This is a genomic window from Stenotrophomonas genospecies 3 (assembly GCF_054473855.1).
The window spans coordinates 111,837-131,388 of record NZ_JBTMUR010000012.1; the positions used below are offsets into that span (position 1 = coordinate 111,837).

Annotated in this window: 22 protein-coding genes; 9 read left to right on the top strand and 13 right to left on the bottom strand. The window is 68.0% G+C overall.

Going from position 1 to position 19,552, the window contains the following annotated elements; genetic code table 11:
• Positions 1–28 precede the first annotated feature (28 nt).
• Genes ACX9OT_RS16545 through ACX9OT_RS16575 form a run of 7 tightly spaced genes read left to right on the top strand, consistent with a single transcriptional unit; the run spans position 29 to position 4,829 of the window.
• Positions 29–649, top strand: coding sequence for a LemA family protein (locus tag ACX9OT_RS16545; protein ID WP_032130538.1), 621 nt, complete (start codon positions 29–31; stop codon positions 647–649).
• 3 nt (positions 650–652) lie between these two features.
• Positions 653–1,540 (top strand): TPM domain-containing protein, encoded by an 888-nt coding sequence (locus ACX9OT_RS16550; RefSeq protein ID WP_459002921.1) that lies wholly within the window; start codon positions 653–655, stop codon positions 1,538–1,540.
• On the top strand, positions 1,540–2,034 hold the full coding sequence (locus tag ACX9OT_RS16555) for a TPM domain-containing protein (RefSeq protein ID WP_111202427.1): 495 nt from the start codon (positions 1,540–1,542) through the stop codon (positions 2,032–2,034). Before ACX9OT_RS16550 ends, ACX9OT_RS16555 begins: the two co-directional genes overlap by 1 nt.
• Before the next feature lie 51 nt (positions 2,035–2,085).
• Entirely contained in the window at positions 2,086–2,973 is an 888-nt protein-coding gene (lgt, locus tag ACX9OT_RS16560) for a prolipoprotein diacylglyceryl transferase (protein ID WP_032129899.1), read from the top strand.
• Positions 2,970–3,764: a thymidylate synthase gene (locus ACX9OT_RS16565; protein WP_459002924.1), complete on the top strand. Its 795-nt coding sequence runs from the start codon at positions 2,970–2,972 to the stop codon at positions 3,762–3,764. The genes lgt and ACX9OT_RS16565 overlap by 4 nt, the downstream gene beginning before the upstream one ends.
• The gene (locus ACX9OT_RS16570; protein WP_336686032.1) at positions 3,761–4,324 is read left to right on the top strand and encodes a hypothetical protein; all 564 of its coding nucleotides are present in this window, start codon (positions 3,761–3,763) and stop codon (positions 4,322–4,324) included. Before ACX9OT_RS16565 ends, ACX9OT_RS16570 begins: the two co-directional genes overlap by 4 nt.
• Positions 4,325–4,337: 13 nt before the next feature.
• Positions 4,338–4,829: a dihydrofolate reductase gene (locus ACX9OT_RS16575; RefSeq protein WP_285303309.1), complete on the top strand. Its 492-nt coding sequence runs from the start codon at positions 4,338–4,340 to the stop codon at positions 4,827–4,829.
• 89 nt (positions 4,830–4,918) lie between these two features.
• Here the strand turns inward: ACX9OT_RS16575 and ACX9OT_RS16580 are convergent, their stop codons facing one another.
• The 10 genes from ACX9OT_RS16580 to ACX9OT_RS16625 all read right to left on the bottom strand — a co-directional run bounded on the left by ACX9OT_RS16580 (position 4,919) and on the right by ACX9OT_RS16625 (position 14,793).
• Positions 4,919–5,566, bottom strand: coding sequence for a DUF1287 domain-containing protein (locus tag ACX9OT_RS16580; RefSeq protein ID WP_180838333.1), 648 nt, complete (start codon positions 5,564–5,566; stop codon positions 4,919–4,921).
• Positions 5,563–6,588, bottom strand: coding sequence for a symmetrical bis(5'-nucleosyl)-tetraphosphatase (locus tag ACX9OT_RS16585; protein ID WP_121504905.1), 1,026 nt, complete (start codon positions 6,586–6,588; stop codon positions 5,563–5,565). The genes ACX9OT_RS16580 and ACX9OT_RS16585 overlap by 4 nt, the downstream gene beginning before the upstream one ends.
• Before the next feature lie 15 nt (positions 6,589–6,603).
• A complete protein-coding gene (apaG, locus tag ACX9OT_RS16590; protein ID WP_005412297.1) occupies positions 6,604–6,987 on the bottom strand; it encodes a Co2+/Mg2+ efflux protein ApaG in 384 nt (127 codons plus the stop codon).
• A gap of 13 nt (positions 6,988–7,000) precedes the next feature.
• Positions 7,001–7,804, bottom strand: coding sequence for a 16S rRNA (adenine(1518)-N(6)/adenine(1519)-N(6))-dimethyltransferase RsmA (gene rsmA, locus ACX9OT_RS16595; protein WP_049398140.1), 804 nt, complete (start codon positions 7,802–7,804; stop codon positions 7,001–7,003).
• Entirely contained in the window at positions 7,801–8,781 is a 981-nt protein-coding gene (gene pdxA / locus ACX9OT_RS16600) for a 4-hydroxythreonine-4-phosphate dehydrogenase PdxA (protein WP_459002928.1), read from the bottom strand. Before pdxA ends, rsmA begins: the two co-directional genes overlap by 4 nt.
• 3 nt (positions 8,782–8,784) lie before the next feature.
• Positions 8,785–10,131, bottom strand: a complete 1,347-nt coding sequence (locus ACX9OT_RS16605; RefSeq protein ID WP_459002930.1) for a peptidylprolyl isomerase — start codon at positions 10,129–10,131, stop codon at positions 8,785–8,787.
• Positions 10,128–12,608 carry an LPS-assembly protein LptD gene (lptD, locus tag ACX9OT_RS16610; protein WP_080355245.1) on the bottom strand — a complete coding sequence of 827 codons (2,481 nt, stop codon included), beginning with the start codon at positions 12,606–12,608 and terminating at the stop codon, positions 10,128–10,130. The genes ACX9OT_RS16605 and lptD overlap by 4 nt, the downstream gene beginning before the upstream one ends.
• Positions 12,609–12,697: 89 nt before the next feature.
• Positions 12,698–13,636: a histone deacetylase family protein gene (locus ACX9OT_RS16615; RefSeq protein WP_459002933.1), complete on the bottom strand. Its 939-nt coding sequence runs from the start codon at positions 13,634–13,636 to the stop codon at positions 12,698–12,700.
• Between the two features lie 9 nt (positions 13,637–13,645).
• Positions 13,646–14,200 (bottom strand): cob(I)yrinic acid a,c-diamide adenosyltransferase, encoded by a 555-nt coding sequence (locus ACX9OT_RS16620; RefSeq protein WP_100437913.1) that lies wholly within the window; start codon positions 14,198–14,200, stop codon positions 13,646–13,648.
• Between the two features lie 8 nt (positions 14,201–14,208).
• The gene (locus ACX9OT_RS16625; protein WP_019338105.1) at positions 14,209–14,793 is read right to left on the bottom strand and encodes a hypothetical protein; all 585 of its coding nucleotides are present in this window, start codon (positions 14,791–14,793) and stop codon (positions 14,209–14,211) included.
• Between the two features lie 106 nt (positions 14,794–14,899).
• Between ACX9OT_RS16625 and ubiH the strand changes: the two genes are divergently transcribed.
• Together ubiH and ACX9OT_RS16635 are read left to right on the top strand one after the other, a co-directional pair.
• The gene (gene ubiH / locus ACX9OT_RS16630) at positions 14,900–16,108 is read left to right on the top strand and encodes a 2-octaprenyl-6-methoxyphenyl hydroxylase (protein WP_100437914.1); all 1,209 of its coding nucleotides are present in this window, start codon (positions 14,900–14,902) and stop codon (positions 16,106–16,108) included.
• Positions 16,105–17,286, top strand: coding sequence for a UbiH/UbiF family hydroxylase (locus ACX9OT_RS16635; protein ID WP_049398145.1), 1,182 nt, complete (start codon positions 16,105–16,107; stop codon positions 17,284–17,286). The genes ubiH and ACX9OT_RS16635 overlap by 4 nt, the downstream gene beginning before the upstream one ends.
• A 211-nt stretch (positions 17,287–17,497) precedes the next feature.
• Here the strand turns inward: ACX9OT_RS16635 and ACX9OT_RS16640 are convergent, their stop codons facing one another.
• From ACX9OT_RS16640 to ACX9OT_RS16650, 3 genes are read right to left on the bottom strand one after another with little or no spacing between them, the layout of a single operon-like run.
• The gene (locus ACX9OT_RS16640) at positions 17,498–17,893 is read right to left on the bottom strand and encodes an EF-hand domain-containing protein (RefSeq protein ID WP_459002936.1); all 396 of its coding nucleotides are present in this window, start codon (positions 17,891–17,893) and stop codon (positions 17,498–17,500) included.
• Between the two features lie 47 nt (positions 17,894–17,940).
• The gene (rlmM, locus tag ACX9OT_RS16645) at positions 17,941–19,008 is read right to left on the bottom strand and encodes a 23S rRNA (cytidine(2498)-2'-O)-methyltransferase RlmM (RefSeq protein ID WP_459002938.1); all 1,068 of its coding nucleotides are present in this window, start codon (positions 19,006–19,008) and stop codon (positions 17,941–17,943) included.
• Positions 18,992–19,552 (bottom strand): nucleoside deaminase, encoded by a 561-nt coding sequence (locus tag ACX9OT_RS16650; protein ID WP_004154307.1) that lies wholly within the window; start codon positions 19,550–19,552, stop codon positions 18,992–18,994. The genes rlmM and ACX9OT_RS16650 overlap by 17 nt, the downstream gene beginning before the upstream one ends.

Genomic DNA, 19,552 nt, shown 5'->3' on the forward strand with positions numbered 1-19,552 from the left:
GGCGCCAAGCCCACCCGGAACCTCCGCCATGCGCCTGTTCACCCGTGTCCTGCCCCTGATGCTGTTGGCCTCCCTGCTCTCCGGCTGCGGCTACAACGCCATCCAGCAGAAGGATGAAGCGGTCAAGGCCAGCTGGTCGGAGGTCATCAACCAGTACAAGCGTCGCGCCGACCTGGTGCCCAACCTGGTGCAGACCGTGAAAGGCTTCGCCAGCCAGGAAGAGCGCGTGCTGACTGAAGTGACCAACGCCCGTTCGCGTGTCGGCCAGATCAACGTCAATGCCGACGACGAAGCCTCGCTCAAGCAGTTCCAGCAGGCCCAGGGCGAACTTGGCAGCGCGCTGTCGCGTCTGCTGGTGGTCACCGAGAACTACCCGGAACTGAAGTCGAACCAGAACTTCCGCGACCTGCAGGCGCAGCTGGAAGGTACCGAGAACCGGGTCACCGTCGCCCGTGGCCGTTACATCCAGCAGGTGCAGGACTACAACACCTACATCCGCTCGTTCCCGCAGGTGATCACCGCCAAGATCTTCGGCTACAAGACCAAGCCGAACTTCACCGTGGACAACGAAGCGCAGATCTCCAACGCGCCGGCGGTCGATTTCGGCAACGCGCCGCAGCAGCAGCCGGCACCGCAGCCGGGGACCTGATCGATGCGCCTGGCCTTTGCGCTGCTGGCCCTGCTGCTGTGGCTGCCGCTGGCCTCGCATGCGCAGCAGCTGGCGCCGGTTCCTGCGCTGGATTCGCCGGTGGTCGATACCACCGGCACGCTGGATGCCGCGCAGAAGCAGGCGCTGGTGCAGCAGGCGATCGAACTGCAGCAGCGCAAGGGCAGCCAGCTGCAGGTGCTGGTGGTGCCGACCACCCAGCCGGAGGACATCGCGCAGTACACCACGCGGGTCTTCGACCAGTGGCAGATCGGCCGCAAGGGCGTGGATGACGGGGTGCTGCTGGTGGTGGCCAAGGACGACCGGCGCGTGCGCATCGAGCCGGGCTACGGTCTGGAAGGCGCCATTCCCGATGCCATCGCCAACCGGGTCATCCAGGAATACCTGGTGCCGCGCTTCCGCAGCGGCGACTACGCCGGTGGCATCACCGACGCCACGGCGGTGCTGGTCAAGCTGATCGACGGCGAAACGCTGCCGGCACCGGTCAGCGACCATCGCGGTCGGGAACCCGGCGGTGGCGGCGATACCTGGTTCCTGGCGTTGTTCATCGGTGTGTTCGCCGGCAGCATCCTGCGCGGCGTGTTCTCGCGCGTGCCGCGACCGCTGCGAGGCCTGCTCGGTGGTGCCGGTGCGGCGCTGGCGGCGTTCCTGTTCACGTCCACGCTGCTGGCCAGTGGCCTGGCAGGCGTCGTAGGGCTGATCGTGGCCATGCTCTCCGGTCATCCGGGCCGCTTTGCCGGCGGCGGCGGCTGGGGCGGTGGCAGCTGGGGCGGCGGAGGCGGCTTCGGCGGGGGCGGTGGATTTGGTGGTGGCGGCGGCTGGGGTGGCGGTGGTGGCCGCTCCGGTGGTGGCGGTGCTTCGGGGGGCTGGTGATGATCCAACGTCTATGTCGGCACGTGTTTTCGCCGTCGGTACGGCGCGCGTTCCCGCCCGCCACATTGCAGGCGATCACCGAGGCCATCGCGGCCGGTGAGCAGCGCCACGGTGGGCAGGTGATGTTCGCGGTGGAAGCGGACCTGCCGCTGGCCGCGCTGTGGCACAAGGTCACCCCGCGCCAGGCTGCCGAGCATGCCTTTGCCCGCCTGCGCACCTGGGATACCACCCACAACAACGGTGTACTGATCTACCTGCTGCTGGCCGATCACGCGATCGAGATCGTTGCCGACCGGGGCCTGCACGGCCGGGTCAGCCCGGCACAGTGGCAGCGGGTCTGCACCCACCTGCGCGAGGGCCTGCGTGGTTCCCATCCGGTGGAAGCGCTGCAGGATGCCATCGACGAGGTCTCCAGCCTGATCGAAGGGCACTTTCCGGCCTCGACGCGGTCGAACGATGACGCGTTGCCGAACTCGCCCCAGCTGCTTGGTTGAGCCGGGGCGGCACTGGCCCGAGAATAGGCGTTCAACCGCAAGGCACCTTCCATGATCTATTTCCACGACATCGACCCCATCGCCCTCTCGCTGGGGCCGATCAAGGTGCACTGGTACGGCATCATGTACCTGCTCGGCTTCACCGCAGCCTGGCTGCTGGGCCGCAAGCGCATCGCCGATGGGCGCCTGCCGGGCGTCGATGCCAACGGCTTCTCCGACCTGCTGTTCTACGCCATGCTCGGCGTGGTGCTGGGCGGGCGCATCGGCTACATGCTGTTCTACGCGCTGGGCGATTTCCTGCACAACCCGCTGCTGCTCTTCAAGGTCTGGGATGGCGGCATGAGTTTCCACGGCGGCCTGTTGGGCGTGATTGCCGCCTGCTGGTGGTGGTCGCGCAAGCACAAGCTGCATTTCTTCGACACCATGGATTTCATGGCGCCGCTGGTGCCGCTGGGCCTGGGCTTCGGCCGTATCGGCAATTTCATCGGTGCCGAGCTGTGGGGCAAGTACACCGACGGTAGCTGGGGCGTGGTGTTCCCGTCCGGCCTGCCGGCGCCGCTGAACCAGCTTGACCACGCCACCCTGCAGGCGCAGTTCGCCACCGGTGCGTTGAACCAGTTCGCCCGCCATCCCTCGCAGCTGTATGAGGCGTTGCTGGAAGGCCTGGTGATGTTCGTGGTGCTGTGGGCGGTGTCGGCCAAGCCGCGGCATCGCTACCTGGTCGGTGGCCTGTTCGCGCTGATGTACGGCCTGTTCCGCTTCGCGGTGGAGTTTGTGCGCATGCCCGACAACGGCGTCTACGTGGCCTTCGACTGGCTGACCCGAGGCCAGATCCTCAGCCTGCCGCTGATCGCCTTCGGCCTGGTGCTGCTGGTGATGTCGCGCCGCGCGCCGGTACTGCAGCCGCAGCCGCTGGTAGCTGCCGAGGGCAAGGCATGAAGGCTTACCTGGACCTGCTCTCGCACGTGCTCGAACACGGCGCCGAGAAAAGTGATCGCACCGGCACCGGCACCCGCAGCGTGTTTGGCTGGCAGATGCGTTTCAACCTGGCCGAAGGCTTCCCGCTGGTCACCACCAAGAAACTGCACCTGCGCTCGATCATCCACGAGCTGCTGTGGTTCCTGAAGGGCGACACCAACATCGGCTACCTGAAGGACAACCAGGTGCGGATCTGGGACGAGTGGGCCGACGAGAACGGCGACCTCGGCCCGGTCTACGGCAAGCAGTGGCGTAGCTGGGCTACCGCCGATGGCGGTGAGATCGACCAGATGCAGTGGCTGGTGGACGAGATCAAGCGCAACCCCGACTCGCGCCGGCTGGTGGTCAGCGCCTGGAACGTGGGCGAGCTCTCGCAGATGGCGCTGATGCCGTGCCACAACCTGTTCCAGTTCTACGTGGTGGACGGCAAGCTCAGCTGCCAGCTGTACCAGCGCAGCGGCGACATCTTCCTCGGTGTGCCGTTCAACATCGCCAGCTACGCGCTGCTGACCCACATGGTGGCGCAGGCCACCGGCCTGGGCGTGGGTGATTTCGTGCATACGCTGGGCGATGCGCACCTGTATTCGAACCACTTCGAGCAGGCCCGCGAGCAGCTGTCACGTGAGCCGCGCGCGCTGCCGAAGCTGTGGTTGAACCCGGAGGTGACCGACCTGTTCGGCTTCCATTTCGACGACATCCGCATCGACGGCTACGATCCGCATCCGGCCATCAAGGCGCCGGTGGCGGTATGAGTACCCGCCTGATTTCCAGGGGCCTGCTGGCGCTGTGCGGCCTGCTGCCGCTGGCCATGGTGCAGGCCGGACCGGCCGATGCGCTGTCGTTGGCCAGGCAGGTCAATGAGCAGATCGTGCACAAGCACATGCGCGAGGAAGTGCAGGCGTTCGCCGGGGCATTCAACGGCAGCACGATGATGCCCCAGGATGTTCCGGAAGGCTGCCGCGCGCAGATGCGTGAGGCGGTAACCGGCATGTACACGGCGATGACCGAGCACCTGAAGGCGGGCGTCGAGAACCCGGCGTATCAGCGTGAGCTTGAACAGGGTCTGGCCACCGTCTATTCCAACGACCAGCTGAAAGCGTTCCTGGCGCGCGGTGCCAGTGACGATATCGCTGCGCTGTCGGCAGAGATCCTGTCGGGACCGGGCCTGAAGGAGATCGAAGAGGCGCAGAAGCAGAAGATCCTCGCTGGCCTGGATGAGCAGACCACGTCCAGCCCTGCGCTGGCTGCGGCGTTGCAGGCCGCCAGTGCCGCGAACGCTGCCTGCGAACGCCTGCAGATCGACGCCAGCTGAGGAGGTGGTAGCAATGAAGCTGTCGATGATCGTGGCGCTGGACCGCAACCGTGGCATCGGCCAGGGCAATGCCATGCCCTGGCATCTGCCGGATGATTTCAAGCATTTCAAGGCGCTCACCCTGGGCAAGCCGATCCTGATGGGGCGCAAGACCGCCGAGTCGATCGGCCGCGTGCTGCCGGGGCGGACCAACCTGGTGCTGACCCGCAGCGGCCAGGTGCCATTCGAGGGCATGCGTGCGGTGGCGTCGCTGGACGAAGCGAAGTTGATTGCCGAAGGCGAGGGCGCCAGCGAGCTGTGCATCATCGGCGGCGGCGAAATCTTCCACCAGCTGCTGGAGCAGGCCAGTGACCTGTACCTGACCTGGGTGGATGCCGAAGTCCCCGCCGATACCCATTTCCCCGAAGTGGACGTGCAGGACTGGCGGGAAGTGAGCAGCGAGCCGCACCCGGCCGACGAACGCCACGCCTACGCGTTCCGCTTCGTGCACTACGTGCGCCGTTGACCGCCGCCCATCTGTAGAGCCGAGCCATGCTCGGCTGCTGTTGCCGGACACATCCCGTAGCCGAGCATGGCTCGGCTCTACAGGATTGCCTACGGCATCCGGTAATGCCCGATGATCGTGTGCTGGAACAGCAGGTTCTCTTCCCGCGTGCCGCGCGCGATGTTGTGCAGCACCAGCGGCGTGCCATTGGCCAAGCGCCGGTCGGAGACGATACCCACATGCAGCAGGCCGTTGCCGTTGAGCTTCCAGGCGACGATGTCGCCGGCTGCGTAGTCGGCGGCGGCGGTGCTGATCGGCTGCTGCCAGCGCTGCCGCTCGAACCAGCGCATCAGGTTCGGTACGCGACGATGATCGATGTTGCGGTCCGGCCGTGACAGGCCCCAGATCGCCGGATAGGCGCTGAAGTTGCCGCGCATGTCTTCATGCACGCGTGCCTGCAGGTCCAGGCCCTGGCTGCGCAGGGCGCGCACCACCACATCGGTGCACACGCCGCGATCCAGTGGCACGTCGCCGCCGGGATAGGCCAGCACTTGATAGGCAGGGTCGTAGCGGGTGGTGACGCCGATCTGCGCGCGCGCCGCAGCCACCAGTGGCGGCGAAGGCGCCTGTGGTGGCGTCGGTGTGCGTTCAGCGCTGTCCGCAGCCGTGGGAGCAGTCGGCGAGCCGGGCTGGCAGCCGCTGGCCAGGGCCAGCGTCAGCAGCAGCACCGTCCATGGTGCCCAGCCGTGCCGCGTCATGCCTGCGGCGGGGTGCTGTTGTTGTTGGGACCGCCGGAGCCACCACCACCACCGCCACCACGGCGACGACGACGGCGCGGGCCGCGGTTGCCCGGGTTGGCGGCCGGAGCATTGCCGCCGCCCTGTTCCTTGCCCTGCGCCGGTGCAGCCGGGCGCTCGTGCGCCGGGCGCGCTGGCGGGCGGGCGTTGGGCACGGGTGCCGGTACATCGCGGCCTGGCACCTGCACCACGCGCAGTTCATCGGTATCGAGCTGGATCGCGGTCAGCTTGCCGCCCCAGACCGCGCCGGTGTCGATGGCGTGCACGCCCTGGGTGATGGTCAGGCCCAGCGCCGACCAGTGGCCGCAGACCACCTTGAGGTCACGCTCGACCCGGCCCGGCACTTCGAACCAGGGATACAGCCCCTGTTCCTGGGTGCCCGGCGTGCCCTTGTCCTCGATGCCGATACGCCCGCGCGGGGTGCAGTAGCGCATGCGGGTGAGCACGTTGATGATCGCGCGCGAGCGGTCGTAGCCGGACAGGTTCGGTGCCCAGCTCGGCTTGTCGCCGTACATGTTGCGGAACAGCTTGCGGTAGCCGGCGCCGTGCAGCTGTACCTCGACTTCGGCTGCATGCTTCTCGGCCATCTGCGTGGTCCACTTCGGCGCCAGGCCGGCGTGCACCATCATCCAGCCCAGCTCGCGGTCCACGTGCACCAGCTTCTGCAGGCGCAGCCAGTCCAGCAGTTCGTCGCGGTCCTCGGCCTGCACGATGCGCAGCAGGTCCGGGTTGACCTTGCGCTGTTCCTCTTCGGTGCGCGCACCGACGGCCAGCAGCGAAAGGTCATGGTTGCCCAGCACCACCACGCTGTGCTCGCGCAGCGAATGCACCAGCCGCAGCGTTTCCAGTGACTGGCCACCGCGGTTGACCAGATCGCCGCAGAACCACAGGGTGTCCTGCGCCGGGTCGAAACGGATCTTCTCCAGCAGTCGCTGGGTGACGTCATAGCAGCCCTGCAGGTCGCCGATCGCCCACACACTCATCGTTCGGCCTCCGTGTCAGTGCAGGGTACGCGGGATGGCCAGCACGAAAGGTGCGACCGGCGCGGCAAATTCGGTGCCGTCGTCGGCGACCATGTCGTAGTGGCCCTGCATGGTCCCGTGATCGGTCCCCAGCATGACACCGGACGTGTAATGGAAGTCTTCACCGGGACGCAGGCGCGGCTGCTCGCCGATCACCCCGTCACCATCGACATGCTCGACGCGGCCGTTGGCATCGGTGATGCGCCAGTGGCGTGCGACCAGGCGCGCGGCAACACGCCCCTGGTTGTGGATGCGGATCGTGTAGGCGAACGCATAGCGCCCGTCTTCCGGCGCGGATTGATCGTCGAGGAAGCGCGGTGCGACTTCGACGGAGATGGCATAAACGTCAGCGTCTTCCATACCGGCAGTGTAATCAGGAGGCATTGGCCAAAGCGATGAATTCGGCCACGTCCAGCTGTTCGGCGCGGGCATCGGGACGCACGCCGGCGGCAACGAACTGTTCGGCGGACACCACGTTGTTCAGGGCGTTGCGCAGGGTCTTGCGGCGCTGCCCGAAGGCGGCCTTGACCACCTCGGCGAAACGCTTGTGGTCGTGGATGTTGATCGTGGCCGGGTCACGCGGCACCAGCCGCACCACGGCCGAATCGACCTTCGGCGGCGGCCGGAACGCGCCCGGCGGCACCACGAACAGCGAGGTCACCTGGCAGTAGGCCTGCAGCATCACGCTGAGCCGGCCGTACACCTTGCTGCCGGGGCCGGCGGCCATGCGGTCGACCACTTCCTTCTGCAGCATGAAGTGCATGTCGCGGATCACCGCCGCATGTTCCAGTGCATGGAACAGGATCGGCGAGGAGATGTTGTAGGGCAGGTTGCCGACCAGGCGGATCGGCTGGCCGGCAGCCAGCTCGGTGAAGTCCACGCGCAGCACGTCGCGGTGGACGATGGTCAGCTCGCCCAGCGGCTCGGCGGCGGCGGTCAGTGGCGCGATCAGGTCGCGGTCGAACTCGATCACCGTCAGTTTCGGATGCACGCGCAGCAGCGGCAGGGTGATCGCGCCCTGGCCGGGGCCGATCTCGACCAGGCGGTCACCGTCTTTCGGGTTGACCGCCATCACGATCTTGTCGATGTAGTGGCGGTCGGCCAGGAAATGCTGGCCAAGCTGCTTCTTGGCCGGGGCGGTGAACACCGGGCCGGAGGGGGAATGCGGGGAATTCATGCGCTCAGTGTACGTTGCCGCGCAAGCTGCGCACACAGCGTCGTTGCCGCCTGCAGGCTGGAAGGATCGGCAATGCCGCGGCCGGCAAGGTCCAGCGCGGTGCCATGGTCCACCGCCACGCGCGGGTAGGGCAGACCCAGGGTCAGGTTCACCGCCTGCTCGAAGCCCGAATACTTCAGCACCGGCAGGCCCTGGTCGTGGTACATCGCCAGCACGGTGTCGAAGCCTGCCAGCTTGGCCGGCAGGAAGGCGGTATCGGCCGGCAGCGGCCCGATCAGGTCCATGCCCTCCGCGCGCAGGCGCTGCAGCAGCGGGATGACCAGGTCCAGTTCCTCGCGGCCCAGATGACCGTCTTCACCGGCATGCGGGTTCAGGCCGAGCACGGCGATGCGTGGCGCGGGCAGGCCGAATTCGCGGCGCAGCGCAGCGTGCACGGTGCGCAGGGTGTGTTCCAGGCCGGGCGCGGTGATCGCGTCGGCCACCTCGCGCAGTGGCAGGTGGGTGGTGGCCAGGGCCACGCGCACGATGTGGTTGGCCAGCATCATCACCACCTTCACCCCGGCCTGGTCGGCCAGCAGTTCGGTGGTGCCGCTGTAGGCGATGCCGCCTTCGTTGATGACCGCCTTGTGCACCGGGCCGGTGACTACGCCGTGCAGTTCGCCGGACAGACAGGCCTGGCCGGCACCGAGCAGGGCGCCGATGACGGCGCCGGCATTGGCCGGATTGGCCTGGACGAAGTGGCTGGGCACGGTATTGGCTACCACGCGCACACGCAGATCGCCGGGGACGCGTGCTTCGGCGTCCTCGGGCAACAGCTGCAGGGGCAGGTTCAGCGCGGCCGCGGCCGCGCGCAGGGTATCCGGGTCGGCGAAGGCCAGCAGCCGGCAATCTTCACGCGGCTGCTGGACGAGGCGGACACACAGCTCCGGGCCGATCCCGGCGGGCTCGCCCGGTACCAGAGCGAGCTCGGGGCGCATCGGTCAGGACTGCGGCGGCGTGGCGGTGTTTTCCGCGCGGTCGCCGCTGCGGAAGCTGACGTAGGCTTCGCCACGCAGTTCCTGCAGGAAGCGGTTGTACTCGTCTTCCAGCTTGCGGCGGCCGATGGTCTCGCGGACCTGGGCACGCTGGTTGTCAGTGGTCACGTCGGTCTGGCGGGTGCCCACGCGCTGCACGATGTGCCAGCCGGCATCGGTGCGGAACGGCTGGCTGACGCCACCGTCCTGGATGCCGGCGACCTGCTGGCCAAAGACCGGGCCGAATGCGTCAGCCGGGAACCAGCCCAGATCGCCGCCCTGGCCCTTGCTGTTGTTGTCCTCGGAGGACTCCTTGGCCACGGTCTCGAAGTCCGCGCCACCGGCGATGCGGGCACGCAGGGTATCGATCTTGGCCTTGGCGGCAGCGTCGGTCTGGTGATCGTCCACGCGCACCAGGATGTGGCGGCCGTGGTACTCGGTGACCGTGTGCTCGCCACCGCTGGCGGCGCTGGCATCACGCACTTCCACCAGCTTCAGCAGCTGGAAGCCGCTGGGGCCGCGGATCGGGCCGACCACTTCGCCGGGCTTCATCTTTTCCATCATCTGCGCGAAGGCCTGCGGGATTTCGTCCAGGCTGCGCCAGCCCAGGTCGCCGCCTTCCAGCGCGTTGGGGCTGTCCGAATAACGCACGGCGGCGGCGTTGAAGTCCAGCTCACCCTTGTCCAGCAGGGCCTTCACGCCTTCGGCCTTCTTCTGGCCGGTGGCGATCTGGTCGGCGTTGGAGCCGTCGGGCAGGGCGATCAGGATGTGCGCCAGGTGGTACTGGTTGCCAACCGTGGCCTGCTGCTTCAGGGCGGCGTCGACTTCGCCCTCGCTGACGCTGATGCGGCTCTGCGCGAAGCTCTGGCGCAGGCGCTGCACGGTGATTTCATCGCGCACCGAAGCGCGGAAATCGTTGAAGTCGATGCCGTCGTGGGCCAGGCGCTGGCGCAGTGCATCCAGGTTCGAGCCGTTCTGCTGGGCGATGGCATTCATCGCCTGGTTCAGCTCCTGGTCGCTGACGCGGATGCCGCTGCCCTGGGCGCGGGCCACCTGCAGCTTGACCAGCACCAGGCGCTCGAGCACCTGGCGGCTGAGTACGTCTTCCGGCGGCAGCTGGTTTTCACGGCCGGCGTACTGCGCCTTGATGTTGGCGATCGCACGCTGGAGCTCGCTCTGCAGGATCACGTCCTCGTCGACGACGGCGGCGATGCGGTCCAACGGCTGCGCCTCCTGCGCGAGCACCTGCAGGGGGGCGGACACGCTGGACACCGCCAGCAGGGAGGCGAGAAGAACGGGGAAGCGCTTGGTCATGGGATCTGATTCGGATCGTAGTCATCCCGGGTCGCCCCGGTGTTGCTGGGCGGCACGAGATAGAGGTCGTCGCGGTTGTAGCCGAGGATAGCACGGCGCAGCGTACGGTCCGTGTCCTGGCCGATGGAGCTGAGGCCCTTGAGGACGAACTCCAGCTGGATGGAATTGTTCATGTCGCCTTCGCGGTTGCGCACGTAGCGGCGGGCCACTGCACGCACGGCCAGGCAGCAGCTGTCCCACTGCACGCCGGCGATGATCTCCAGCGGTTCCTTGTCCTGCAGCGAGTAGTAATACCGGCCCACCAGGCTCCAGCGCGCATTCAGCGGGTACAGGAACGACAGGTCGGCCTGCTCCAGCAGGGTCCGGTCATGCTTGTTGGCGGTTGCCGGGGCGCCGGCATTGATGCGGTAGCGGTAGCTGAGGTTGATCACGCCATCGTTGGGCATCAGATAACGGGCGCGGACGCTGGCCAGATCCTCGCGCTTGTACTTCGGGTCCCACTGGTAGGTGGCGCCCAGGGTCCAGCGGTCGTTGATCATGTAGTTGCCGTCGGCGATCCACGCCGACTTGCCCTTCTCCACCGGCGCGCCGCCCGGCGTGGTGCTCACCCGCGATTCGTCGAAGTACTGGATCTGGCCGATCGCGGCCGAGAAGCGTTCCTTGCCGGTGGTCTGGTCGATGAAGCGGGTGCCCAGTGCCAGGGTCAGCTGGTTGGCATCGTTCTGGCGGTCGGCGCCGGTATAGCGCGAGTCGCGGAACAGCTGGCCCCAGCTGAAGGTGAAGTCACGGGTGTCGAAGATCGGCAGCTCGTCCTGGTTGCGGTAGGGCGTGCGCAGGTAGAACAGGCGCGGCTCCAGGGTGTGCAGGAACGACTTGCCGCGGATGGTGGTCTCGCGGTCGAAGAACAGGCCGGCATCGAGGCTGCCGATCGGCAGGCTGCGGCTGGGCGAGGTATTGCCGCGCAGCTGCTCGGGCGTGGCGGTGTTCGGATCGATGCCCTGGGAGGTGAGCACGGTACGGCGGACACTGTCGGCCAGGCCGCGATCCAGGTCATAGGCAGTGTAGCGGTAGGCCAGGGTCGGGGTTACGTACCAGGCTGCGCCACTGATCGGGAACGACACGTAGGGCTTCACGTCCAGGCGCGAACCACCGAACATGCGCTGCACCTGCCCGTTGCGGGTGTACTGCAGGTCGGTGCCGGCACTGGCGTCGTACTTGAAGTTGACGTCGTCGTGGGTGAAGCGCACCGCTTCGGTGTAGATGCCGGTTTCCAGCCACGGCAGCACCGGCTTGTTCCAGTTGAAGAACAGGCGTGGCTCGCGGTTGTAGGGCAGGGCGCGCTCGTCGAGGGTGTAGTCGGTCAGCTGCCAGCGGTCGGCCATGATGCCGGCCGTCCAGTTCTGGCCGGTGCCGTACAGGCCGATGGTGCTCTGCAGGTTGGAGGCGGTCACCCCCACCAGGCGGTTGGCGAAGTCCTCGACATAGCGTTCGTCGCTCACCCAGGCCAGGTTGGCGCGGGCCTGCCAGTGGCTGTTCACGTTGTGGTAGCCGTCGAACATCACCCGGCCGCGGTCGCGGTCGCGCAGCTTGTCGTTGGGCATGTAGCTGGTCAGCACCTCGCCACGGCCGCCGTTGTAGAGGTAGCGGAACTCGTTGTCGAGCAGCAGGCCGCGCCGGCTCATGTAGCGCGGGGTCAGGGTGTCGTCGTAGTTCGGCGCCAGGTTGAAATAGATCGGCTGCGCATAATCGAAGCCATTGCGCCCGGACATGCCCAGCTGCGGGAACAGCAGGCCGGTCTTGCGGCGGTCATCGATCGGGAACTTGAAGTAGGGCGCCCACAGCACCGGCACCTTGCCGATCCGCAGCACGGCGTTGCGGGCCGTGCCGAAGCCTTCGTCGTTGTCCACTTCGATCTGCGGCGCCGACAGCTTCCACACCGGCTGCGACGGGTCGCAGGTGGTGTAGGTGGAGCGGTGCATCTGGCCGACCGCGCCCTGCAGGTCGACCGACTCGGCATCACCGTTGCCCCGGCGTGACACCAGCTGGTACTTGATGTCGGAGATCTTGTGGGTGTCGCTTTCCTGGTTGCCTTCGGCGCGCTTGGCGACCATCCGGATCGACCCGTCCTGGTAGCGGACATTGCCGTCGGCGATGTAGTTGCCGGTCTCGGTGTCGAAGCTGAGCTTGTCGGTACCGACGAACTGGTCACCCCGGCGCAGCGCCACGTTGCCCTCGTACTGCGGCACCGTGGTGGTGCCCAGCAGCTGGTCGCCTTCGATGTCGGTCGGCTGGTTCTCGCGGGCGGCTGCGGCAGCAGCCTTGTCCTGGGCCGGGACCGGGGTGGGGGCGTCGGTGAACGCGGGAATGACGTCGGTGGCCGGGCACAGGCCCCAGTTGAGCGGCTTATCATCGGCCATCGCCGGCAGGCTGATGGCGATGCTCAGAGGCAGGGGAAGCAGGCGGAGGGCTCGGCGCACGCGGTTCGGATTCGGGCGAAAACGGACGGTAGCTTGCCCCATCCCTTGCATAGGGGCAATGAAGGGCGCCGGAGCCTGCCGGTTCGGGTTCATCCGGCGGAGGCACCCGCAGAGGGGGTGATCAGGGCCTGGACATGGGCCACGCTGCACTCGGCCAGGGCCTGCAGGTCGTAGCCGCCCTCCAGCATCGAGACCACCCGGCCGGCGGCGTGACGGCGTGCCAGCGCATGCAGTTCACGGGTGATCCAGGCGAAATCGTCGGTCTCCAGCATCAGATCGGCCTGTGGGTCGCGCAGGTGGGCGTCGAAGCCGGCGGAGATCAGCAGCAGCTGCGGACGGAAGTCGTCGATGGCTGGCAGCATCTCGTCGGCCCAGACGTTGCGGAAGCGGAAGCCGCCGCTGCCCGGTGGCAACAGGATGTTCATCAGGTTGCCGGCACCGCGGTCGCGGCGCAGGCCGGAATTGGGGAACAGCCCTGCCTGGTGGGTGCTGTAGTAGGAGACCCGGGCATCGTGCTGGAAGATGTCCTGGGTGCCGTTGCCGTGGTGGACGTCAAAATCGACCACCGCGATCCGCTCCAGGCCATGGCGGTCGCGGGCATAGGCGGCGGCGATGGCGATGTTGTTGAGCAGGCAGAAGCCCATCGCCGTGCTGCTGGTGGCGTGGTGGCCCGGCGGGCGCACCGCGCAGAAGGCCAGCGGGTCGTCGCCCAGCATCACCGCATCGACCGCGGCCACGCCGGCGCCGGCGGCATGCACGGCGGCGCTGGCCGAGCCGGGTGAGGTCCAGGTGTCCATGTCCAGCTGGCGCAGCGGTGCGGTCTGCGGTTGCAGCACGAAGTCGAGCAGGGCGCTGTCGTGGACCCGGGTCAGTTCGCCGAACTTGGCCGGCGGCGCCTCGCGCCAGTCCAGCTGATCAGGGAAGGCGGCGTGCAGTGCGTCGAGTACGTACTGCAGGCGCTGCGGGCACTCCGGATGGCCGGGGCCGGGGTCATGCAGCAGGCAGGACGGGTGGGTATAGACCAGCATCGTGCCGACTCAGCGCTGGCGCTGCTGTGGCTGCCACAGCGCTTCGCCGTGGCCATCGGCACGGGCCAGCACCCGGGCCAGCACGAACAGCAGGTCCGACAGCCGGTTGAGGTACTGCAGCGCTTCGCTGCGCACAGCCTCGTGGCGGGCCAGGGTGACCGTTTCGCGCTCGGCGCGGCGGACGATGGTGCGGGCCAGATGGCAGCGCGCGGCGGCTTCGCCGCCGGCCGGCAGGATGAATTCCTTCAGCATCGGCAGGTCGGCGTTGTAATGGTCCAGCTGCTGTTCCAGGGCCGAGACGTCGGCGGCGTGGATCGCGGCATGGCCGGGAACGCACAGCTCGGCGCCCAGGTCGAACAACTGGTGCTGCAGATGCACCACCAGCGCGCGCACATCCTCGGGCAGGGGCGCGGCCAACAGCAGGCCGAGCGCGGCATTGGCCTCGTCGACGGTGCCGTAGGACGCCACGCGGGCGTCATCCTTGGCTACGCGCTGGCCGTCGCCAAGGCCGGTACTGCCGTCGTCGCCGGTGCGGGTGTAGATGCGCGAGAGGCGATGACCCATGGCGCGGCTCAGTGGCGGATGTCGCGGCGGGCCTGCTGGAGCTTCAGCACCTGCTCCACGGCCAGCTGCAGGGCGGCGGCCAGCGCCACATAGATCGCCGTGGTGCGCAGGTAGGGCCCGAACCACTGCGCGTAGTTCTGTGCCCAGCCGGCCAGGGTCGGCTCGGCCACGTTGCGGCTGCTCCAGTAGAAACCGCCCTGTGCCAGCAGGTGGCAGACCGCCACCGAAGCGACCAGCAGCAGTGCGCCCTTGGCCAGTACCGGCCAGCGCGCGCTCTGGTAGTTGCGGCCCAGCAGCATGCCGCCGGCCCACAAAGAGAAGTAGGCCGGCAGCAGCAGCCAGTAGCCCGGCGACACGCAGTAGTGCTGCCAGAAATCCAGACCGCTGCTGCGGATCACGATCCAGTCCACCAGCACCGCGAACACCATCAGCAGCGGGAACGCCCAGCGTGTCCAGCGGGCAAGGTAGAAGCCACCGATGAAGAACACGGCCCAGGAGGCATCCGGAATGGCCGCGAAGTGATTGACCCGGGTCGCCGCCAGCAGCAGTACGAGTACGGACAGGACGAAGGCGCGGTTGGCGGTATCGGACATGGTGGGGGCCCGGAGCGGATTCAGGTTTCATTCTAGCCCGCCGCGCAGGTTGGCGCAGGTGCCGCCCGTTCGGCGTACAGTCGGGGCGAGCGCGTATCATGAACACATGAGTGAACGACATGACGTGCTGATTGTCGGTGGTGGCCTGGTCGGTGCCAGCCTGGCCATCGCCCTTGACCGCCTGGGCCGCGACGTGGGCCTGCTTGAGGCCAGCCCGGCCGGCGAGCTGCCTGCGGTGTTCGACCAGCGCAATCTCAGTTTCGCCGCTGCCACCGTCAATGCGCTGACCGCGCTGGGGGTGGTGCAGAAGCTGGCGATGGCACCGGGCCCGATCCGGCGCATCCATGTCAGTCGTGCCGGCGATTTCGGCCGTGTGCAGCTCGAAGCGGCCGATTACGACCGGCCGTGGTTCGGCCAGGTGGTGGTCGCGCGCGATTTCGGCCAGGCGCTGGAAGCGCGCCTGCAGGAACTGCCGCGCCTGCGCCGTTACCGGCCGATGCGGTTCCTGGGGCTGGGTGAGGTGGTCGATGGTTACCGCCAGGTACGGGTGGCTGACGAGGCTGGCGAGCGCGTGCTGCTGGCACGGCTGGTGGTCGGGGCCGATGGCACCACCAGCGGCGTGCGTGGCGCGCTGGGCATCGAAGTCGACCGCCATGATTTCCAGCAGACCCTGTTCGTGGCCCGCGTGCGCAGCCAGCGCGCGCCGGATGGCACCGCCTGGGAACGCTTCACCGATACCGGCCCAACCGCCCTGCTGCCGCGCGGTGACCGCCACTTCGGAACCGTGCACGGTGTTGCACGCGACCAGGCCGATGCGGTGATGGCGTTGGACGATGCGGCCTGGCTGCAACGCCTGCAGAGCGCGATCGGCTGGCGTGCCGGCCGCCTGCTTGAATCCGGCCCGCGCAGTGCCTACCCGCTCATCCAGGTGCTGGCGCGCGCGCTGGCCGGTGAGCGCACGGTGCTGCTCGGCAATGCCGCGCAGACCATCCATCCGCTGGGCGCACAGGGCTTCAACCTGGGCCTTCGCGATGCGCTGACCCTGGCCGAACTGCTGGAGGATGCGCATGAGGATGCCGGCAGCGATGCGCTGCTGAAGGCCTACGTCGCGCGTCGCGAGGAAGATCGCCGGCAGACGGTGGCGTTCTCCGGTGGGCTGGCACGATTGACCAGCAACCCGGCACCGCTGATGCGGCCGCTGCGCAGCCTCGGCCTGGTGGCCGCACAGCGCGCGTCGGTGCAGTCGATGCTGGTCGGTGGTGCGATGGGCTTCCGTGGTGACGTGCCGCGCCTGTGCCGCGGAGAAGCCGCATGAGCCGGCGCACGCGTCTTGATGTGGCCATCGTTGGTGGTGGCGTGGTCGGTGCCGCGTGTGCGCTGGCGCTGGCCGATGCCGGCCTGTCGGTAGCGCTGGTGGAAGGCCGTGAACCGGCACCGTGGCAGGCCGCACAGCCGGACCTGCGCGTGTTCGCCTTCGCCGCTGACAACGTGCAGCTGTTGAACCGCCTGGGTGTGTGGCCGGCGATCGCGCAGGCCCGCGCCTGGCCTTACCGGCGCATGCAGGTGTGGGATGCGGCCGGTGGCGAGGATCTGCTGTTCGACGCCGATCGCTTCGGCCGTCGTGAGCTGGGCTACATCGTCGAGAACGGCCTGCTGCAGGATCGTCTGTGGGCGGCGCTGCCGGCGGCGGGCGTGCAGCTGCACTGCCCAGCACGGGTGGAAGCGCTGGAACAGGATGAAGACGGCGTGCGCCTGCGGCTGGATGACGGGCGCCGCCTGGAAGCGGCACTGGCGGTGGCCGCCGACGGTGCCGAGTCAACCCTGCGCCAGCTGGCCGGGATCGAGGTTGAAAAGCATGACTACCACCAGCGTGGCGTGGTGGCCTATGTGGACAGCGATCTTCCCAACCAAGCCACGGCCTGGCAGCGCTTCCTGCCGACCGGGCCGCTGGCGCTGCTGCCGGTGGCCGAGCGTCGCAGTTCGATCGTCTGGACCCTGCCCGAGGATGAAGCGGCTCGCGTGCTGGCCCTGGACGAGGACGCCTTCAACCGCGAACTGACCCGTGCCTTCGCTGCGCGCCTGGGCGAACTGCGATTGGCGTCACCGCGTGCGGCCTTCCCGCTGCGTCGCCAGCTGGCCCGTCACTACGTGGCTGGCCGCGTGCTGGCGCTGGGTGATGCTGCGCATGTGGTGCATCCGCTGGCCGGGCAGGGCGTGAACCTGGGCCTGCGCGATGTCGCCGCCCTGCAGCAGTGGCTGGCGCCGTCGGCCGAACGCCGCGGCCAGCCGCGGCTGTCGCCGCAGCGCCTGCAGCGCTGGGCACGCGAACGGCGCAGCGACAACCACATCGCCGCCTACAGTTTCGATGCGATCAACCGCCTGTTCTCCAACGACGAAATGCACCTGACCCTGGCCCGTGGACGCGCGCTGGGCTGCGTCGGCAAATGGCCGCCGCTGGTGCAGGCGTTCTGGAAGCGCGCCGCCGGCGTCTGACCGGAATACAGGTCGCTCTGGCAGGTGCCAACGTCGCTCTGGTAGGTGCCAACCTTGGTTGGCACAAGGCTGGAAATACCCTCGCCTCATCCGGGCCCAGGATGCCTGATGGATGTGCCAACCAAGGTTGGCACCTACCAGAAGCGGGCTCCGTTACCGCCGTTGATCCAGTAGATCCACGCCATGCGTGGATGAAGATCGCGCCGGTGGATCAATCAACCAGCCAACCAGCCAGGTCGGCACGATCCAGCTTGCCGCGACGCTTCACGTCCAACGCATTGAACTCATCGGCCAGCGCCGGATTGGCCTGCGCTTCCTCGCGGCTGATGAAGCCATCACCGTTCACATCCAGCGCGGCGAAGTGGATGCGGTACTGGCCGACCACGCTGCTCGGTTCCAGCGAACGCACGGTCACCTGTGCCTCGCCGGCCGGCCGTGCAATCTCGACGCTGCCGGTGACCTGGCCGGCGCCCAGTGGCTGCTGGCGGATGGCGCCGCCGGTCGGGCCCAGTGGCTGGCTCTGTGCAGGGGTGTGCGGCAGCTGCTGGGCAATGGCCGGTGCGGCTGCCAGCACGGTGATCAGCATGGCGAGCGGGTGGTATCGCATGGTTCCCTTCCTCGGTAGCGCCGGGCCATGCCCGGCGGGCATGTTCCTCAGCGCAGCGGCGAGGCCAGTACCGTGATCTCCTCACGGTCGTGATAGAGCTGCTTGGCACGCACCACCAGCGGCTTGCCGGCCTGGTCCTGGAACAGGTCCAGGCACAGGCGGGTTTCGTCCCAGCGCTTCTTCATCGGCAGCTTCAGGTTGAAGATCGCGTGCCGGCACCAGCCTTCGCGGAACCAGGTGGCCATGCGTTCGGCCACGCGGCGCGGTTGCTCGACCATGTCGCAGACCATCCAGTCCAGCGGCTGTTCCGGATGCCAGTGGAAGCCATCGGCGCGCAGGTGCTCGACCAGGCCGGTGTCCAGCACGTGCTGGCGCAACGGGCCGTTGTCGATGCTCAGTACGTGCATGTGCTGGCGGGTCAGTACCCAGGTCCAGCCGCCCGGTGCGGCACCCAGGTCGGCCGCGCGCATGCCGGGCCTGGCCAGCGCCTCGCGTTCTTCAGGGGTCAACAGGGTCAGCATCGCTTCGTCCAGCTTCAGCGCCGAACGCGAGGGTGCTTCGGGCAGCAGCTTCAGGCGTGGAATGCCCAGTGCCCACGGCGCGCTGTCGGCCGGGTCGGCCACGCAGACGAAGGCGTGGGTGCCGTCGACGAACACCACGTGCAGGCGCGGCAGACGGTCGTTCGGCTTGTCAGTGAGCTTGCCGGCCTTGCGCAGCGCCGGGCGCAGCGCATTGCCGAAGGCACGGGCCAGCCCGGACAGCGGCTTGCCGGCGTCCGAATCGGGATGTTCCACCCACAGGTCGCCGAAGCGCGGCGCATCGGCCAGCACCTCCAGCATCGGGGTGATGCGGTCGGCTGGGTCCAGCTGCGGCAGCTCGGCCAGCACCACCAGCTTCTGCCGCGCGAAGATCAGCTCGCGCCAGCGCAGGCGCGGTGCCAGGGCGGCGGCTTCGTCGCACATGAACAGCACGTAGCCATCATTGCGCTGGGTGCGCGCGTAGCCGGCGAAACCGGCTTCACCGGCGCGGAACTGCAGTTCGCCGGCCAGCTCGGGCTCGAAGCCCTGCCGGCACAGGCACAGCAGGCCGATGCCGGCCTCAGTAACGGGCGCCATCGCTTTCCCCATAGGCGCGCAGCACGCTGCGTGCGGCGTCGCGGTTCAGGCCCTGCACCACTTCGATGCCGCGCTTGTTGAGTTCACCCACCCAGTCGGCCGGCAGCGGGCCTTCGTCGAACGGGGTCAGCTCTTCGACGTCGGCCGAGTTGGCACCGATCAGCAGGCGGTCGATGCCGGCCCACACGGTGGCGCCGTAGCACTGGCAGCACGGCTGCGAACTGGTGGCCAGGGTGACCGGCGACAGCACTGCGTTCAGGCGCGGGGTCTGCAGGCGCTGCTGGGCCAGCATGTAGGCCATGTTCTCGGCGTGCGCCAGCGAGGTCGCGTGCGGCATCACCCGGTTCACGCCGGCGGCGATGACCTTGTCATCCGGGCCGAACACCACGGCGCCGAACGGGCCGCCACTGGCGTGCTCGACGTTCAGCCGCGACAGCTCGATCGCCAGCGCGACCTTGGCCTCGTCGCCCGGATATCGACGATCCAGGTCGATCTGGTCGTGGATCCAGGCGGGAAGGGTCAGGTGGACTTGCGCGTACAGCAT

Coding starts and splice junctions, on each gene's coding strand:
- ACX9OT_RS16545 (WP_032130538.1), top strand. CDS start 29: ATGCGCCTGTTCACCCGTGTCCTGCCCCTGATGCTGTTGGCCTCCCTG.
- ACX9OT_RS16550 (WP_459002921.1), top strand. CDS start 653: ATGCGCCTGGCCTTTGCGCTGCTGGCCCTGCTGCTGTGGCTGCCGCTG.
- ACX9OT_RS16555 (WP_111202427.1), top strand. CDS start 1,540: ATGATCCAACGTCTATGTCGGCACGTGTTTTCGCCGTCGGTACGGCGC.
- lgt (WP_032129899.1), top strand. CDS start 2,086: ATGATCTATTTCCACGACATCGACCCCATCGCCCTCTCGCTGGGGCCG.
- ACX9OT_RS16565 (WP_459002924.1), top strand. CDS start 2,970: ATGAAGGCTTACCTGGACCTGCTCTCGCACGTGCTCGAACACGGCGCC.
- ACX9OT_RS16570 (WP_336686032.1), top strand. CDS start 3,761: ATGAGTACCCGCCTGATTTCCAGGGGCCTGCTGGCGCTGTGCGGCCTG.
- ACX9OT_RS16575 (WP_285303309.1), top strand. CDS start 4,338: ATGAAGCTGTCGATGATCGTGGCGCTGGACCGCAACCGTGGCATCGGC.
- ACX9OT_RS16580 (WP_180838333.1), bottom strand. CDS start 5,566: ATGACGCGGCACGGCTGGGCACCATGGACGGTGCTGCTGCTGACGCTG.
- ACX9OT_RS16585 (WP_121504905.1), bottom strand. CDS start 6,588: ATGAGTGTGTGGGCGATCGGCGACCTGCAGGGCTGCTATGACGTCACC.
- apaG (WP_005412297.1), bottom strand. CDS start 6,987: ATGGAAGACGCTGACGTTTATGCCATCTCCGTCGAAGTCGCACCGCGC.
- rsmA (WP_049398140.1), bottom strand. CDS start 7,804: ATGAATTCCCCGCATTCCCCCTCCGGCCCGGTGTTCACCGCCCCGGCC.
- pdxA (WP_459002928.1), bottom strand. CDS start 8,781: ATGCGCCCCGAGCTCGCTCTGGTACCGGGCGAGCCCGCCGGGATCGGC.
- ACX9OT_RS16605 (WP_459002930.1), bottom strand. CDS start 10,131: ATGACCAAGCGCTTCCCCGTTCTTCTCGCCTCCCTGCTGGCGGTGTCC.
- ACX9OT_RS16615 (WP_459002933.1), bottom strand. CDS start 13,636: ATGCTGGTCTATACCCACCCGTCCTGCCTGCTGCATGACCCCGGCCCC.
- ACX9OT_RS16620 (WP_100437913.1), bottom strand. CDS start 14,200: ATGGGTCATCGCCTCTCGCGCATCTACACCCGCACCGGCGACGACGGC.
- ACX9OT_RS16625 (WP_019338105.1), bottom strand. CDS start 14,793: ATGTCCGATACCGCCAACCGCGCCTTCGTCCTGTCCGTACTCGTACTG.
- ubiH (WP_100437914.1), top strand. CDS start 14,900: ATGAGTGAACGACATGACGTGCTGATTGTCGGTGGTGGCCTGGTCGGT.
- ACX9OT_RS16635 (WP_049398145.1), top strand. CDS start 16,105: ATGAGCCGGCGCACGCGTCTTGATGTGGCCATCGTTGGTGGTGGCGTG.
- ACX9OT_RS16640 (WP_459002936.1), bottom strand. CDS start 17,893: ATGCGATACCACCCGCTCGCCATGCTGATCACCGTGCTGGCAGCCGCA.
- rlmM (WP_459002938.1), bottom strand. CDS start 19,008: ATGGCGCCCGTTACTGAGGCCGGCATCGGCCTGCTGTGCCTGTGCCGG.
- ACX9OT_RS16650 (WP_004154307.1), bottom strand. CDS start 19,552: ATGCTGTACGCGCAAGTCCACCTGACCCTTCCCGCCTGGATCCACGAC.